General features: G+C 64.0%; 14 protein-coding genes. 9 read left to right on the top strand and 5 right to left on the bottom strand.

The genetic code is table 11. From position 1 onward, the window contains the following. Nucleotides 1-67 precede the first annotated feature (67 nt). Nucleotides 68-988 carry a drug/metabolite exporter YedA gene (gene yedA, locus ACF8MI_RS21715; RefSeq protein WP_156867664.1) on the top strand — a complete coding sequence of 307 codons (921 nt, stop codon included), beginning with the start codon at nt 68-70 and terminating at the stop codon, nt 986-988. A gap of 55 nt (nt 989-1,043) precedes the next feature. Continuing rightward, nucleotides 1,044-2,375 carry a DEAD/DEAH box helicase gene (locus ACF8MI_RS21720; RefSeq protein ID WP_060498489.1) on the top strand — a complete coding sequence of 444 codons (1,332 nt, stop codon included), beginning with the start codon at nt 1,044-1,046 and terminating at the stop codon, nt 2,373-2,375. A gap of 35 nt (nt 2,376-2,410) precedes the next feature. Here ACF8MI_RS21720 and ACF8MI_RS21725 read toward each other — a convergent pair whose 3' ends face one another. From ACF8MI_RS21725 to ACF8MI_RS21735, 3 genes are all read right to left on the bottom strand, one after another. After that, nucleotides 2,411-3,652, bottom strand: coding sequence for a TIGR03862 family flavoprotein (locus ACF8MI_RS21725; RefSeq protein ID WP_104833901.1), 1,242 nt, complete (start codon nt 3,650-3,652; stop codon nt 2,411-2,413). A 148-nt stretch (nt 3,653-3,800) separates the two neighbouring features. Then, nucleotides 3,801-4,715: a histone deacetylase gene (locus tag ACF8MI_RS21730; protein ID WP_200929491.1), complete on the bottom strand. Its 915-nt coding sequence runs from the start codon at nt 4,713-4,715 to the stop codon at nt 3,801-3,803. Nucleotides 4,716-4,910: 195 nt separating this feature from the next. Beyond that, nucleotides 4,911-5,597 carry a histidine phosphatase family protein gene (locus ACF8MI_RS21735; RefSeq protein ID WP_104833902.1) on the bottom strand — a complete coding sequence of 229 codons (687 nt, stop codon included), beginning with the start codon at nt 5,595-5,597 and terminating at the stop codon, nt 4,911-4,913. A gap of 180 nt (nt 5,598-5,777) precedes the next feature. On the opposite strand from ACF8MI_RS21735, the gene ACF8MI_RS21740 reads away from it, so the two are divergent. The 4 genes from ACF8MI_RS21740 (at nt 5,778) to ACF8MI_RS21755 (ending at nt 9,075) form a co-directional block, all read left to right on the top strand. Then, nucleotides 5,778-6,347 (top strand): GNAT family N-acetyltransferase, encoded by a 570-nt coding sequence (locus ACF8MI_RS21740; protein ID WP_019097494.1) that lies wholly within the window; start codon nt 5,778-5,780, stop codon nt 6,345-6,347. A gap of 97 nt (nt 6,348-6,444) precedes the next feature. Continuing rightward, on the top strand, nt 6,445-7,314 hold the full coding sequence (tesB, locus tag ACF8MI_RS21745; protein ID WP_016712127.1) for an acyl-CoA thioesterase II: 870 nt from the start codon (nt 6,445-6,447) through the stop codon (nt 7,312-7,314). Then, the gene (locus tag ACF8MI_RS21750; RefSeq protein WP_060498484.1) at nt 7,311-7,901 is read left to right on the top strand and encodes an HAD family hydrolase; all 591 of its coding nucleotides are present in this window, start codon (nt 7,311-7,313) and stop codon (nt 7,899-7,901) included. The genes tesB and ACF8MI_RS21750 overlap by 4 nt, the downstream gene beginning before the upstream one ends. Nucleotides 7,902-8,064: 163 nt before the next feature. Beyond that, a complete protein-coding gene (locus tag ACF8MI_RS21755; protein ID WP_060498483.1) occupies nt 8,065-9,075 on the top strand; it encodes an NAD(P)-dependent alcohol dehydrogenase in 1,011 nt (336 codons plus the stop codon). Nucleotides 9,076-9,115: 40 nt separating this feature from the next. On the opposite strand, the gene ACF8MI_RS21760 is transcribed toward ACF8MI_RS21755, so the two are convergent. Next, nucleotides 9,116-9,817, bottom strand: a complete 702-nt coding sequence (locus tag ACF8MI_RS21760; protein ID WP_019097491.1) for a FadR/GntR family transcriptional regulator — start codon at nt 9,815-9,817, stop codon at nt 9,116-9,118. A gap of 260 nt (nt 9,818-10,077) precedes the next feature. Between ACF8MI_RS21760 and ACF8MI_RS21765 the strand changes: the two genes are divergently transcribed. Continuing rightward, a complete protein-coding gene (locus ACF8MI_RS21765) occupies nt 10,078-11,430 on the top strand; it encodes an MFS transporter (RefSeq protein ID WP_060498482.1) in 1,353 nt (450 codons plus the stop codon). Between the two features lie 19 nt (nt 11,431-11,449). Then, nucleotides 11,450-12,805, top strand: coding sequence for a glucarate dehydratase (gudD, locus tag ACF8MI_RS21770; protein ID WP_104833905.1), 1,356 nt, complete (start codon nt 11,450-11,452; stop codon nt 12,803-12,805). A 47-nt stretch (nt 12,806-12,852) separates the two neighbouring features. Here the strand turns inward: gudD and ACF8MI_RS21775 are convergent, their stop codons facing one another. Beyond that, a complete protein-coding gene (locus tag ACF8MI_RS21775; RefSeq protein WP_060498480.1) occupies nt 12,853-13,740 on the bottom strand; it encodes a LysR substrate-binding domain-containing protein in 888 nt (295 codons plus the stop codon). A 99-nt stretch (nt 13,741-13,839) separates the two neighbouring features. Here ACF8MI_RS21775 and ACF8MI_RS21780 point away from each other — a divergent pair, with 99 nt between their 5' ends. After that, nucleotides 13,840-14,784: a 2-hydroxyacid dehydrogenase gene (locus ACF8MI_RS21780; protein ID WP_200928826.1), complete on the top strand. Its 945-nt coding sequence runs from the start codon at nt 13,840-13,842 to the stop codon at nt 14,782-14,784. The last annotated feature ends 56 nt before the right edge of the window (nt 14,785-14,840 follow it).

Below are 14,840 nucleotides of genomic sequence, written 5' to 3' on the forward strand. Positions count from 1 at the left end.
TGTAACGTAACTCCATGCAGGCTGGCCGTTAAACTGACTCACCCGTAAACGGATTTCGAGTTTTCCCATGCCTGCCGCCCGTCGTTTCCCGTTGTTGCTCATTGGTGCTTTCCTGGCCTTGTACCTGGTCTGGGGGTCTACCTACCTGTTCATTCGAATTGGTGTGGAGAGCTGGCCACCGATGTTCATGGCCGGGGTGCGCTTTCTGATTGCCGGTGGCCTGCTGTACGGGTTCTTGCGCTGGCGCGGTGTGCCGGCGCCTACCTGGCCGCAGTGGCGAGCGGCAGGGGCGATCGGTTTTCTGCTGCTCAGTTGTGGCAACGGCGGCGTGACGGTGGCCGAGCATGCCGGCGTGGCATCGGGCGTGGCGGCACTGGCGGTGGCGACAGTACCTTTGTTCACCTTGCTGTTTGGCCTGCTGTTCGGGCACCGCAACTCGAAGCTGGAGTGGGCAGGCATTGCCCTGGGGCTGGTGGGTATCGGCCTGCTGAACCTGGGCTCCAACTTGCAGGCAAGCCCGATTGGTGCGGCACTGATCATTTTTGCCGCGGCGTCGTGGGCATTCGGCTCGGTGTGGAGCAAGACCTTGCCGTTGCCCCAAGGGCCGATGGCCAGTGCTGCGGAAATGCTGGTGGGCGGTGCGGTGCTGTTGCTGGGCAGCGTGGTGTCGGGTGAGCGCATGACGCAGATGCCGACCGCAGCCGGTTGGGGGGCGTTGGCCTACCTGGTGTTCTTCGGCTCGATCCTGGCGTTCAGTGCCTACATGTACCTGCTCAAGCATGTGCGCCCGGCTGCCGCCACCAGCTATGCCTACGTCAACCCGGCAGTGGCGGTGCTGCTGGGCATTGTCTTTGCCGGTGAACAGATTGGTGCCGAAGAGTGCGTGGCCATGGCAGTGATCATCGGTGCGGTGGTGCTGATCGGCCTGCCACAGTGGCGCAAGGCGCCCCAGCCCCCTCAGCCGTTGAAAGGCGAAATCTGCAAGTAGGCAGGGGCGATGCGGTAAACTTGCCGCCTTCGCTGAACCCCCTGACGGTATTGCCATGAATTTCGCCAAACTCGGCCTGATCGAACCGCTGCTGCGCACGCTGCAGCAACTGGACTACACCACCCCGACCCCGGTGCAGGCCAAGGCCATCCCTGCCGTGCTGGCTGGCCGCGACCTGATGGCCGCCGCCCAGACCGGCACCGGCAAGACTGCGGGCTTTGCCTTGCCTGTGCTGCAGCGCCTGGCCCTGGAGGGTGAGAAAGTGGCCAGCAACTCGATCCGTGCGCTCGTGCTGGTGCCCACCCGCGAGTTGGCCGAGCAGGTGCATAACAACGTGCGCGAATACGCCGAGAACCTGCCGCTGAGCACTTACGCCGTGTACGGCGGGGTCAGCATCAACCCGCAGATGATGCGCCTGCGCCGTGGCGTGGACCTGCTGGTGGCCACCCCGGGCCGCTTGCTCGACCTGTTCCGGCAGAACGCGGTGAAGTTCAACCAGGTACAAACGCTGGTACTGGACGAGGCCGACCGCATGCTCGACCTGGGTTTTGCCGAAGAACTGCAATCGGTGTACGCCGCGCTGCCACGCAAGCGCCAGACGTTGCTGTTTTCCGCCACCTTTTCCGACCAGATCCGCATGCTGGCGGGGCTGGCGCTGAATGACCCGCTCAGCATCGAAGTGAGCCCGCGCAATGCCACGGCCGCCAGCGTCAAGCAGTGGCTGGTGCCTGTGGATAAAAAACGCAAGGTCGACCTGTTCTGCCACCTGCTGCGCAAACAGCGCTGGAAGCAGGTGCTGGTGTTCGCCAAAACCCGCAACGGCGTTGACCAGCTGGTAGAGCGCTTGCTGGCCGAGGGTGTGAATGCCGATGGTATCCACGGTGACCGGCCGCAAGCCACCCGCCAGCGCGCGCTGGACAGCTTCAAGGCCCGCGAGATTCAGGTGCTGGTGGCAACCGACGTGGCGGCCCGTGGTCTGGATATCGATGACCTGCCGCTGGTGGTCAACCTGGACCTGCCGATCGTGGCCGAGGACTACGTGCACCGCATCGGCCGTACCGGGCGAGCCGGCAACAAGGGCGAGGCGATTTCGCTGGTGTGTGCGGATGAAGTGCAACTGCTGGCGGCCATCGAAGTGCTGACTCGCCAGACGCTGCCGCGCCATGAAGAACCGGACTTCATCCCCGATCACCGGGTGCCGATGACCGATGCCACGGGCCAGGTGATCAAGAAGCCGAAGAAGCCCAAGAAGCCGAAAGAGAACAGCGCCAAGCGTGGGCTGGGGCGCTGGATGGACAGCACTGAAGCGGGTAATGCGGAGCCGGCGGTGAAGGCAGTGCGCAAGGTGCCGAGCTTCAATGGTGGGCCGCGTAAGCGTAAGCCTTGAGATTTTTGGGGCCGCTATGCGGCCCCGACAATCTTTCAGGAAATCCGCGTAACCCAATCCGCCGCTGCCCGCCCTGCACGCAGCCCGCTGGCAAAGCACGCCGTCAGCAAATACCCCCCGGTCGGCGCCTCCCAGTCCAGCATCTCGCCGGCACAGAACACCCCCGGCATGCCCTTGACCATCAACCCCTTATCCAGCCCCTCGAAGCGCACCCCGCCCGCACTGCTGATCGCTTCATCCAGCGGCCGTGTACGCACCAGCGTGATCGGCAATGCCTTGATCGCCCGGGCCAGCGCCTGCGGGTCGGCAAAGGTCGCCTGATCGGTCAGCTCGCGCAGCAGCGCAGCCTTCACTCCATCAATGCCCAACTGGCTGTGCAAGTGTTTGGCCATGGAGCGCGAGCCGCGTGGTTTGGCCAGTGCCTGGGCAATCTTGTCCACAGGCTTGTCCGGTAGCAGGTCGAGCAACAGCACCCCTCGGCCACTGCGGTTGATGGCTTCGCGCACCGGCGCCGACCAGGCATACACCAGGCTGCCTTCCACCCCTTGTGCGGTGAGGACGAACTCGCCCTTGCGCGGTGCGCTGCCCGGAACGCTGAGGGCGATGTTCTTCAGCGGTGCGCCCGCGAACTTGTCCTTGAGCAGTGCGCTCCAGCCCTCAACTTCAAAACCGCAGTTGCTTGGCTGCAAAGGTGAGATATCCACAGCTCGTTCGGCCAGCAGCGGTTGCCAGCTGCCGTCGGAGCCCAATCGCGCCCAGCTACCACCGCCCAGCGCCAGCACCACGACCGCAGCTTTCACCGCACGCTCGCCCTGTGGATAAGCAATCCGCAAGGCGCCATCGGCGTTCCAGCCCAGCCAGCGGTGGCGGGTGTGGATAACTACCCCGGCGTCGCGCAGGCGCTTGAGCCAGGCGCGCAGCAATGGCGCGGCTTTCATGTCGGTGGGGAATACCCGGCCCGAGGTGCCGACGAAGGTCTCGATGCCCAAACCGTGAATCCACTGGCGCAAGGCGTCGGCATCGAAGTCGCGCAGCAGCGCATCGATTTCGCCCTGACGTCCGGCATAGCGTGAAACGAAGGCCGGGTAGGGCTCGGAGTGGGTGATGTTCATGCCGCCAACACCCGCCAGCAGGAACTTGCGGCCCACGGACGGCATGGCATCGAACACCTCGACCGCCAGGCCCGCGTGGGCCAGTGCTTCTGCGGCCATCAGGCCGGCAGGGCCGCCACCGATGACGACAGCGAGGGGAGAAGGGGCGGGGTTGAGTTCGGGCATGGTGGGCAGCAGGCTGTGGAAAAGAGGCGCATTCTAGCGCAGCGCTGCCCATGGAAGCACTGGTCAAAAATTAATCAGTGTTCTGCAGGCCTTGCCGGCAAAGGGCTACAGCGCCTTTCCCGCAGGTTATCCACAAGCGGTTCCACAGTCATTGTGAACAACCGATGACCCGTGCAGCGCTGTGGTGAAGAATGCCGTGGCGCCTGGCCAAGGCCTCGCGGTCTTTGCTGTAGCCGCCGCCGATCACACCCACCACCGGGATATCGCGGCCCAGGCAATGGCGCAGCACTGCTTCGTCACGGGTAGCAACGCCAGCGTCGGTCAGTTGCAGGTAACCCAGCGCGTCGTCCTTGTGCACATCGACGCCAGCGTCATACAGCACCAGGTCGGGTTGGTAGAGGGGCAGCAGGTAGTTGAGGGCGTCGTCCACCACCTCCAGGTAGGCCGCGTCGCCCATGCCGCGTGGCAGGGGGATGTCCCAATCGCTTTGTGCCTTGCGTGCCGGGAAGTTTTGTTCGCAATGCAGCGACACGGTGATGGCCTCGGGTGTGTCGTGCAGAATGCGTGCCGTGCCGTCGCCTTGGTGCACATCGCAGTCGAAGATCAGCACCCGGTGTACCCGGCCAGCCTCCAGCAGGTAGCGGCTGATCACGGCCAGGTCGTTGAAAATGCAGAAGCCGGCGGGGTGGTCGTAATGGGCGTGGTGGGTGCCGCCAGCGAGGTGGCAGGCAATGCCGTGCTGCAGCGCCATCTCGGCGGTCAGCAGCGAGCCACCTACCGCGCGTACGGTGCGCCGGGCCAGGGCTTCGCTCCAGGGCAGGCCGAGGCGGCGTTGGTCCTCGGGGGACAGTTCTCCGTTCATGTAGCGTTCGATGTAGCTGCGGTCGTGGGCCAGGGCGAGGATCTCGTTGGGGCAGATGTCCGGGCGCAGCAGGGCCTGATCAGTGGTCAGCCCGCTGTCGACCAGGTGGTCGTGCAGCAGGCGGAACTTGTCCATCGGGAAGCGGTGTTCGGCGGGGAACTCCGGGCTGTAGTCTTCGTGGTAGATCAGCGGCAGCGGCATGGGTGGGGTCGCAATCAGGGCCAGTGCTGATCTTGCCATGACGGGTGAGTGCTGTGGGAGCCCTTGGTTGTGGGGTGTCGCAGGCGCTTGTGGGAGCGGGCGCGCCCGCGAAGCAGGCACCGCGGTGCTTGGCACGGGCTGCGCCCGTGTTCGCGGGCATGCCCGCTCCCACAGGGACCGCGTCAGGGGCTTGAGCTATTTGGCGGCGCTGGCCAGCACCCGCTGCCAGTCGGGTTCGTTCAGGCGGCCCAGGATGCGTGCCTTTCCGTTGCCATCGACCGACACGAACAGGGCACTGGCGTAGCCACTCTGACGCTCGCCACCGGTAACGTTCTGCTGGCGGGCGAAGTGGTCGATGCAGCCGTTGTGGGTCACCAGCACGAGGTTGTGGCCGGGGCGCTTGCGTGACAGTGCTTCACTGGCGAACTGTTTATCGCAACTTTCCAGCCAGTCCTCGCTGGCCACCGCCTGGCCGAGGATGAAGTGTGCGGTTTGCCGGGTGCGCAGTTTCGGGCTGCTGAGCATATCGGTGTTGTTCAGGCCTAGTTGGTGCAGCCCCTGGCCAACGCGGCCAGCGGCCTGGCTGCCGGCCACGGTGATGCCGGTGGGGTCGTCCAGGCAGGGGCCGGGCGCGCTGTCGCAGCGCTCGGCGTGGCGGATCATCACGATCACTGCGCCATCGGCCCAATCCTGCAGCAGGCCGCTGTCACTCAGTTGTTGCTCGTTGCCAAGGTCCACGATGTGCGTCCTCGTCGCCAGCCAGGTGGTCAACGCCGCCACGACCATGCACAGGCCAAGGGCGGCACCGAGGGCTTTGCGGGAGAGGCGTCGCTTGCGCCGGGCGTGGATGGCAGGGTGCCCCAGGGTATTGCTCGATAGCATGCGTTGCTCCATTTGGCATGGCCGCGACAGGCACGGCAGTGATGGCGGCATCCTGCCAAGCGCCCTGTTGGGAGGCAGTGAAGAGCATGTGAAAATTGCATTCGGTTGATGGTGGCTGGGTGAAACCTGCGCCCGCGCCTACGCTGTAAACTGCAACACGGCAAAACCGGAGCAGGCCTGATGACCCCCATTCTTGAACTGGAAAGCGCACGGCTGGTGCTGCGCCAATGGCATGACGACGACCTGCGCGAGTTCGCCGCGCTGTGTGCCGACCCCCAGGTAATGCGCTACTTCCCGGCGCCGCTGACACGCCTTGAAGCGGCTGCACTGATTGGCCGCGTGCGTGGGCACTTCAACGAGTACGGTTTTGGTTTATGGGCGCTGGAGCGCAAGGACAGCGGTGCGTTCATCGGCATGACCGGGTTGCTGCATGTCGGCTTCGATGCCGATTTTGCGCCGGCTGTGGAAATTGGCTGGCGCCTGGCACGGCGGCACTGGGGCCTGGGTTTCGCCAGCGAGGCGGCGTGGACCTGCCTGCGTTGTGCTTTCGCCCAATTGCGCCTGGAAGAGGTGGTGTCGTTCACTAGCGAGAGCAACCTGCCGTCGCAGAAGGTGATGCAGGCCATTGGCATGCAGCAGGACCTGAACGGCAGCTTCGAACACCCCCGCCTGCCCGAGGGCCACCCGCTGCGCCCGCATGTGCTGTACCGCATCGACCGCGCACACTGGGAAAAGACCCTGCGTGCCTGAATGCACGGCCATGCCCGGCGCGAATGACAAACCCTGTATCATTTGCCCTTATCAAAGAGCGCTGTAGAGACGTGTTGCCTTGCGAGGAGAACCCCCAATGAGTCATGTGTTGGACGACCTGGTCGACCTGTTGAGCCTCGAAGCCATCGAGGAGAACCTGTTCCGTGGACGTAGCCAGGACCTGGGCTTCCGCCAGCTGTACGGTGGGCAAGTGCTGGGCCAGTCCTTGTCGGCGGCCAGCCAGACGGTCGAGGACGCTCGCCATGTGCATTCGTTGCACGGCTACTTCCTGCGCCCGGGCGATGCCAGCCTGCCGGTGGTGTACTCGGTGGACCGCGTGCGAGATGGCGGCAGCTTCAGCACCCGTCGGGTGACGGCGATTCAGAAGGGCCAGACCATCTTCACTTGCAGCGCGTCGTTCCAGTACGACGAGGAAGGCTTCGAGCACCAGGCGCAGATGCCTGACGTAGTCGGCCCGGAAAACCTGCCCACCGAAGTGGAGCTGGCGCGCGCCATGGCCGACCAGTTGCCAGAGCGCATTCGCGACAAGGTGCTGTGCGCCAAGCCGATCGAAATTCGCCCGGTCACCGAGCGCGACCCGTTCAACCCTAAGCCTGGCGACCCGGTGAAGTACGCGTGGTTCCGCGCCGACGGCAACCTGCCCGACGTACCTGCCCTGCACAAATACATGCTGGCTTACGCCTCGGATTTTGGTCTACTGACCACTTCGCTGTTACCGCATGGCAAATCGGTGTGGCAGCGCGACATGCAGATCGCCAGCCTCGACCATTCGCTGTGGTTCCATGGCAACCTGCGTGCCGACGAGTGGCTGCTGTACGCCACCGACAGCCCGTGGGCCGGTAATTCCCGTGGTTTCTGCCGTGGCAGCATCTTCAACCAGGCCGGGCAACTGGTGGCATCGTCGAGCCAGGAAGGCCTGATTCGCCACCGTAAGGACTGGGCATGAGCCTGGGCGAGGTCCGCAACTGGGTGTTCGACATGGACGGCACCCTGACCGTGGCCGTGCATGACTTTGCCGCCATTCGCGTGGCGTTGGACATCCCAGCCGAGCACGACATCCTCACCCACCTGGCGGCCTTGCCGGTAGACGAAGCGGCAGCCAAGCATGCCTGGCTGCTGGAGCATGAGCGCGACCTGGCGCTTGCGTCCACAGCGGCTACCGGCGCGGTGGAGCTGGTGCGTGAGCTGGCCGAGCGTGGGTGCCGGCTGGGTATTCTCACCCGTAATGCACGTGAGCTGGCGCATGTGACGCTGGAGGCCATCGGCCTGGCGGACTGCTTCCCGGTGGAGCACATTCTGGGACGTGACGAGGCCTCACCCAAGCCGAGCCCGGATGGGTTGCTGAAGATTGCCAGTGCCTGGGGCGTGGCGCCGAGTGAACTGGTGATGGTGGGGGATTACCGGTTCGACCTGGACTGCGGGCGCGCGGCTGGGGCGCGGACAGTGCTGGTGAATTTGCCGGATAACCCATGGCCGGAACTGGTGGATTGGCATGCTGCCGATTGCCGGGCGCTGAAGGTGATGCTGGGCTGACCGTTGTGTCGTCTGTACGGGCCCTTTCGCGGGCATGCCCGCTCCCACAGGTAGTGTGCAAGTTTCAGGTCCTGCGGCGTCACTGTGGTGCGGGCTTGCCCGCGAAAGGGCCGGACCTGTCTATGCTGAACCCCACTCTTTCCCCTGATACGGAGACCCACCCATGACCAGCAAAGCCATCTACGTACAACCCGGCGGCGGCTACGACAAGGTCGAGGTCGGCACCCGCGAGGCTGCCGCACCCCAGGCCGGCGAGATCACCGTGCGCTTGCACGCCAGCTCCCTCAACTATCACGACTTCGCTGTGGTCAGCGGCATGTGGGGCCCGAGCGAGCGGCGCATCCCCATGGCCGATGGCGCCGGCGAAGTGGTCGCGGTGGGGGCTGGTGTCACCGAGTTCCAGGTTGGCGACCACGTGGTCAGTACCTTTTTCCCCGACTGGCTCGACGGCCAGGCCAATGTCGAAGGCTTTGCCAGAGTGCCCGGCGATGGCATCGATGGTTATGCCCGAGAGCAGGTCACTGCCCGCGCTACCGCGTTCACCCTGGCACCGAAGGGCTTCAGCCACGCCGAGGCGGCTACGCTGACTACAGCCGGCCTTACCGCCTGGCGTGCGTTGATGAGCGATGACCACCTCAAGCCGGGCGACACGGTGCTGGTACAGGGCACGGGTGGCGTGTCGATCTTCGCGCTGCAGTTCGCCAAGCTGGCCGGCGCCACGGTAATCGCCACCTCTTCCAGCGATGCCAAGCTGGAGCGCCTCAAGGCCCTGGGGGCCGATCACCTTATCAATTACAAGAGCACCCCGGCCTGGGGTGAAAAAGTGCGCGAGCTGACCGGTAATCGCGGCGTCGATCATGTGATTGAAGTGGGCGGCCCGGCGACGTTGGAGCAGTCGATGATTGCTGCTCGCATTGGCGGGCATGTGTCGCTGATCGGCATCCTTACCGGCGTGGCGGGGCAGTTGCCGCTGGTACAGGCCCTGGTGCGGCAAATCCGCCTGCAAGGTGTGCTGGTGGGCAGCCGTGCGCAGCAACAGGCGATGGTGCGGGCAATCGATGCCAACGGGCTGCGGCCAGTGGTGGACAAGCACTTCGAGTTGGAGCAGATCGTCGAGGCGTTCCGTTACCAGGAAAGCAACCGGCATTTCGGCAAGATTTGCCTGACCTGGTGAGGTGATCCGGCCGGATGTAACGGCCGGGTGGGCACAACCTCTAATCCGGCAGCAACCGGTCACGGCTGTTGGACAGGTGCAGGCAGATCGCCGCCCGCGCTGCATCCGGGTCTTGCCGGCGGATGGCATTGAGCACGGCCTCATGCTCCAGGTTCGCCAGGTAGGCCTGCCGCGCCAGCTTCGCCCCGCCGCGTTCGGCCAGCGCCATGCGGTTGCGTGGGATCAGGCTGTTGCCCAGTTGCAGCAGCATCTCGGTGAAGTACAGGTTACCGGTGGCCTCGGCAATCAGCAGGTGGAAGCGCCGATCCGCCTCGATGCAGCTGTCACCGGCCGCCGCCAGGTCCTGGTAGTCATCCAGTGCCTGGCGCATGCGAGCCAGGTGCCCCTCGTCACGACGCAGTGCGGCCAGAGCAGCGGCCTGGCCTTCCAGGCCAATGCGCAGTTCCAACAGGTCGCGCACATTGGCTGCGCTCTCCGCGCCGATGCGCAGCCCCGCCTGTGGCTGGCGCTCCATCACGAAGGTACCGATACCGTGGCGCGGCTCCACCAGCCCCGAGGCCTGCAATTTCGACAAGGCTTCACGCACCACCGTGCGGCTGACGCCATGCTCGCGCACCAGGGTGTTCTCCGAGGGCAATTTGTCCCCAGGCCTGAAGGTGCCCAACAAAATTTGTTGGGTCAGGCTGGAGACCAAGTCATGGGCGCGGCTATGGCCGCGTTTGTGCGTGTGTTCGGGTTCCATGGTGTGAGCCACTTCTAGCTGTACTTGTACGACAAGTTAAACCATAAAAATATTTTTTGCCGTTTTTTCCTGTTGCCAATCCCACGCGTAGCCAATCAGTTTTTGCAAGATCGAAGCAAATGGTCATTTTGATAGCTTGTATTTTGCGTATTTGTCGATTTTGTTGATCTTGTCGTACAACTTCGTCGGGCATATGCTCGTCCCACTGCCATGTCAGACAACCCAGACCCGCACAAAAACAATTAGTGGGAGATTCACAAGTGAACGACACCCTCGCTCCGTCTGCGCGGACTGAAGGCGACGCGTTGGCCAGTGCCGTGGCCAAGGTCAAGCGCCACGTCCTGCCGCTGTTCGTCATCATGTTCATCGTCAACTACCTCGACCGCGTCAATATCGGTTTCATCCGACCGCACCTGGAAAGCGACCTGGGCATCAGTGCCGCAGCTTATGGTTTTGGTGCCGGCCTGTTCTTCATTGGCTATGCCTTGTTCGAAGTGCCTTCGAACATGTTGCTGCAGAAGGTGGGGGCGCGGCTTTGGCTGACGCGCATCATGTTCACCTGGGGGCTGGTGGCCACGGCCATGGCCTTTGTGCAGAACGAAACCCAGTTCTACGTACTGCGCTTTTTGCTGGGTGTTGCCGAAGCGGGCTTCTTCCCCGGTGTGATCTACTACTTCACCCGCTGGCTGCCAGGTGCAGAGCGCGGCAAGGCGATTGCCATCTTCCTCAGCGGCTCGGCGCTGGCCTCGCTGATTTCCGGGCCGTTGGCCGGTGCGCTGATGCAGATTCAGGGCCTGGGCATGCACGGTTGGCAGTGGATGCTGTTCATCGAAGGCATGGCCTCGGTGGTGCTGTGCTTCTTCGTGTTCTTCTGGCTGGATTCCAAACCACAGGATGCCAAGTGGTTGAGCCCGGCCGAGCAAGACGCGCTCGTAGCTACCATCGACCGCGAGCAGCGAGAGCGCGAAGCGTTGGGGGCGGTCAAACCCTCGGCCTGGAGCCTGCTGAAAGACCGCCAGATTGTGCTGTTCTGCCTCATCTACTTCTGCATCCAGCTGACCATCTACGCTGCCACCTTCTGGCTGCCGAGCATCATCAAGCGCATGGGCGACCTCAGCGACTTGCAGGTCGGCTTCTTCAACTCGATCCCGTGGCTGATCTCGATCCTGGCCATGTACGCCTTCGCGGCCGGCTCTGCGCGCTGGAAGTTCCAGCAGGCGTGGGTGGCCGGGGCGCTGGTGGTCGCCGCCATCGGCATGTTCATGTCCACCACCGGCGGGCCGGTGTTTGCCTTCGTGGCCGTGTGCTTCGCCGCCATCGGTTTCAAGTCGGCGTCGTCACTGTTCTGGCCGATTCCACAGGGATATCTGGATGCCCGCATCGCCGCGGCCGTGATCGCCCTGATCAACTCGGTCGGCAACCTCGGCGGCTTCGTAGCCCCTACCACCTTCGGTTTTCTGGAGCAGCAGACCGGCTCGATCCAGGGCGGGCTGTATGGCCTGGCGATGACCTCGGTGCTGGCGGCCATCGCCATCTTCTTTGTACGCACTCGCCCCAAGGGCGCCCCTTCCGATGACCTCAAGGCCCGTTCGGCCCTGGGCCAGACCCACTGATGACTGCGAGACAACAACCATGAATATGCAGACCAATCCCGCCGTCCACACCAGCACCCCGGTGGTCACCGACCTGCGCGTGATCCCCGTGGCTGGCCACGACAGTATGCTGCTCAACCTCAGTGGCGCCCATGGCCCGTTCTTTACCCGCAACGTAGTGGTGCTGCGCGACAGCGCGGGCAACACCGGGCTGGGTGAAGTGCCGGGTGGGGAAAAAATTCGGCAAACCCTGGAAGACGCCCGCAGCCTGGTGGTCGGCCAGCCGATCGGCCATTACCAGCGCGTGCTCAATGCCATGCGCCAGACCTTCGCCAACCGCGACTCGGCGGGGCGCGGCCTGCAAACCTTCGACCTGCGCATTACCGTGCATGCGGTAACGGCCATCGAATCGGCGCTGCTCGACCTGCTCGGTCAGCACCTCAACGTGCCGATGGCGGCATTGCTGGGTGAAGGGCAGCAACGTGATGCCGTGAAGATGCTGGGTTACCTGTTCTACATCGGCGACCGCCAGCAGACCGACCTGGCCTACCGCAACGAAGCCGATGCCGAGAATGACTGGTTCCGCGTGCGCCACGAAAAGGCCCTGACCCCGGAAGCAGTGGTGCGCCTGGCCGAGGCCGCCAAGGCGCGTTATGGCTTCAGCGACTTCAAGCTCAAGGGCGGTGTACTGCGGGGAGAAGAAGAGATGGAGGCGGTAACGGCCCTGGCCGAGCGCTTCCCCGAAGCCCGTATCACCCTTGACCCGAACGGTGCCTGGTCGTTGAAGGAAGCCATTGCCCTGTGCCGCGACAAGCACGACGTGCTGGCTTACGCCGAAGACCCGTGCGGTGCCGAGAACGGTTACTCGGGCCGCGAGGTGATGGCCGAGTTCCGCCGCGCCACCGGCTTGCCGACCGCCACCAACATGATCGCCACCGACTGGCGGCAGATGGGCCATGCAATCCAGTTGCAGTCGGTGGACATCCCGCTGGCCGACCCGCACTTCTGGACCTTGCAGGGTTCGGTACGGGTGGCGCAGATGTGCAATGACTGGGGGCTGACCTGGGGTTCGCATTCGAACAACCACTTCGACATTTCGTTGGCGATGTTCACCCAGGTGGCGGCTGCGGCGCCGGGTGAGATCACCGCGATCGACACCCACTGGATCTGGCAGGATGGCCAGCGCCTGACCCGTGAGCCGCTGCGCATTGTGGACGGGCATGTGCGGGTACCGGCACGGCCGGGGCTGGGGGTGGAGCTGGATGAGGATCAGCTGGCCAAGGCGCATGAGTGCTACCGCAACATGGGCCTGGGCGCGCGGGATGACAGCGTGGCGATGCAGTTCCTGATTCCGGGGTGGAGCTTCGATAACAAGCGGCCTTGCCTGGTGCGTTAAGGCTGCCGGCCTCTTCGCGGGCTTGCCTGCGAAGAGGCCATCACCTTTTATCCTGCTTCAAAGAAGGCCCGCGCCATCTCTACAAATGCCTCCAGCACCGGATTAGGGTTATCCCGGCAGTACGCCAAAAATATTTCCGCCTGCTGCTCCATCCCCACCAGGGGCTTGAAGACCACCTGCTCCAGGCGCAGCGCCTGCGCCGAGGCAGGCACCACCGCACACCCCAACCCCACATTGACCAGGCCCAGAATAGAATGCGTCTGCCCCAGCTGGTGCAGGTACTTCGGCTGCACTTCATGCCGCGCAAACAGGTTGGCGATGCGGTCATGGAAGTAGCGCCCTTCGTTGGCGCTGTACATCACGAACGGCTGCTCATCGAAATCGCTCGGCCTGATCCGCTCACGCGGTGCCAGCGCATGCCCGGCGGGCAGGGCGGCGACGAAGGGTTCGCGGTGAATCGGCAGGTACTCCACGCGCGCACTGGGCAGCACCTGGCGCACCAGGCCGACATCGATCAGGCCGGCTTCCAGGTCGTGCACCTGGGTACTGGAAACCCGTTCGCTGAGCACCAGTTCGATGTCCGGCAACGTCTGCCCGGCATGCACGAGCAAGCGCGGGATCATGCTGTAGGCCCCCACCGCCGTGAATCCCAGGGTCAGCCGGCCTGCCTCGCCATGGGCGATGCGCCGTGCCGAGTGGCTGGCCGAGTCGGCGATTTGCAGGATGCGCCGGGCGTCTTCAAGAAAGCTCTGGCCCGCCAGGGTCAGCCGCGCCTGGCGGTTGTTACGCTCAAGCAGCAGTACCCCCAGGGAATGTTCCAGCAGTTGTATCTGCCGGCTCAAGGGTGGCTGGGTCATGTGCAGGCGCGTGGCGGCACGGCCGAAATGCAGCTCTTCGGCAACGGCCACGAAGCAGCGCAACTGGTGCAGCTCCATGATTCAATTCCTGAATTATTCGATCCAGTATCTATATTAGACCTGTATCAATTGCAGGCCTAGCATCGAGTCATGTCTTCGAACTGCCGGATGCTCAACATGAACGAAAACGCCATCGAAGTGCTGCTGACCCAGCCCGTCCCCGAGGCCATCGATGCCCAATTGGTCCGCGCTTATCAGGTGCATCGCCTGTATCAACACCGTGACCCGCAACAGCTGATCAACGACGTTGGCCCACGCGTTCGCGGTGTTGTAACTGGCGGTGCCAAAGGGCTGCCCAATGCGCTGATGGATCAGCTGCCTGCGCTGGAGATCATCGCCATCAGCGGCATCGGTACCGACGCCGTGGACCTTCGCCATGCTGCCAGCCGCGGCATCCATGTCACCACAACACCGGGTGTACTCACCGCCGATGTGGCTGACCTGGCGATGGGCCTGATCATCAACACCTTGCGCCGTATGGGCGAGGGCGAACGGCTGGTGCGCGATGGCTTGTGGGGCACGGTCGAGCTGCCGCTGGCGCGGCGGGCCAGCGGTATCGACCTGGGCATTGTCGGACTTGGCCAGGTGGGCAAGGCGATTGCCCGGCGTGCGGCGGCATTCGACATGCGCATTGCCTACAACGGGCGGCGTGAACAGCAGGATGCGGGTTACCGCTATGAGGCTGACCTGGTCGAGCTGGCGCGTTCGGTGGACGTGCTGGTGGTCGCCGCTGCTGCCGATGGTGGGCAGGTGTTGGTAACGGCCGAGGTGCTGGAGGCACTGGGGCCGAATGGTTACCTGATCAACGTGGCGCGCGGCAAGTTGGTGGATGAAGACGCGCTGGTCGAGGCATTGCGCGAGCAGCGTATCGCCGGTGCCGGGCTGGACGTGTTCGTCGATGAGCCGCAAGTGCCGCCGGCCTTGCGGGACCTCAACCAGGTCAGCCTTCAGCCGCATCGGGGCAGTGCCACGTTGCAGACCCGGTTGGAGATGGGGCGCATGGTTTTGCACAACCTCGAAGCCTGTTTTCAGGGTGAGTTACCACCGAATCGGGTGGTTTAGCTCAAGGGCCTCTTCGCGGGCACGCCCGCGAAGAGGCCAGTGCAGACAACAAAAGG

The sequence above is a fragment of the Pseudomonas sp. yb_9 genome (assembly GCF_043103635.1).
Lineage (GTDB): Bacteria > Pseudomonadota > Gammaproteobacteria > Pseudomonadales > Pseudomonadaceae > Aquipseudomonas > Aquipseudomonas monteilii.

Bases quoted from the DNA above. Each gene is read 5' to 3' on its own strand.
- yedA (WP_156867664.1), top strand. From the start codon at position 68: ATGCCTGCCGCCCGTCGTTTCCCGTTGTTGCTCATTGGTGCTTTCCTG.
- ACF8MI_RS21720 (WP_060498489.1), top strand. From the start codon at position 1,044: ATGAATTTCGCCAAACTCGGCCTGATCGAACCGCTGCTGCGCACGCTG.
- ACF8MI_RS21725 (WP_104833901.1), bottom strand. From the start codon at position 3,652: ATGCCCGAACTCAACCCCGCCCCTTCTCCCCTCGCTGTCGTCATCGGT.
- ACF8MI_RS21730 (WP_200929491.1), bottom strand. From the start codon at position 4,715: ATGCCGCTGCCGCTGATCTACCACGAAGACTACAGCCCGGAGTTCCCC.
- ACF8MI_RS21735 (WP_104833902.1), bottom strand. From the start codon at position 5,597: ATGCTATCGAGCAATACCCTGGGGCACCCTGCCATCCACGCCCGGCGC.
- ACF8MI_RS21740 (WP_019097494.1), top strand. From the start codon at position 5,778: ATGACCCCCATTCTTGAACTGGAAAGCGCACGGCTGGTGCTGCGCCAA.
- tesB (WP_016712127.1), top strand. From the start codon at position 6,445: ATGAGTCATGTGTTGGACGACCTGGTCGACCTGTTGAGCCTCGAAGCC.
- ACF8MI_RS21750 (WP_060498484.1), top strand. From the start codon at position 7,311: ATGAGCCTGGGCGAGGTCCGCAACTGGGTGTTCGACATGGACGGCACC.
- ACF8MI_RS21755 (WP_060498483.1), top strand. From the start codon at position 8,065: ATGACCAGCAAAGCCATCTACGTACAACCCGGCGGCGGCTACGACAAG.
- ACF8MI_RS21760 (WP_019097491.1), bottom strand. From the start codon at position 9,817: ATGGAACCCGAACACACGCACAAACGCGGCCATAGCCGCGCCCATGAC.
- gudD (WP_104833905.1), top strand. From the start codon at position 11,450: ATGAATATGCAGACCAATCCCGCCGTCCACACCAGCACCCCGGTGGTC.
- ACF8MI_RS21775 (WP_060498480.1), bottom strand. From the start codon at position 13,740: ATGGAGCTGCACCAGTTGCGCTGCTTCGTGGCCGTTGCCGAAGAGCTG.
- ACF8MI_RS21780 (WP_200928826.1), top strand. From the start codon at position 13,840: ATGAACGAAAACGCCATCGAAGTGCTGCTGACCCAGCCCGTCCCCGAG.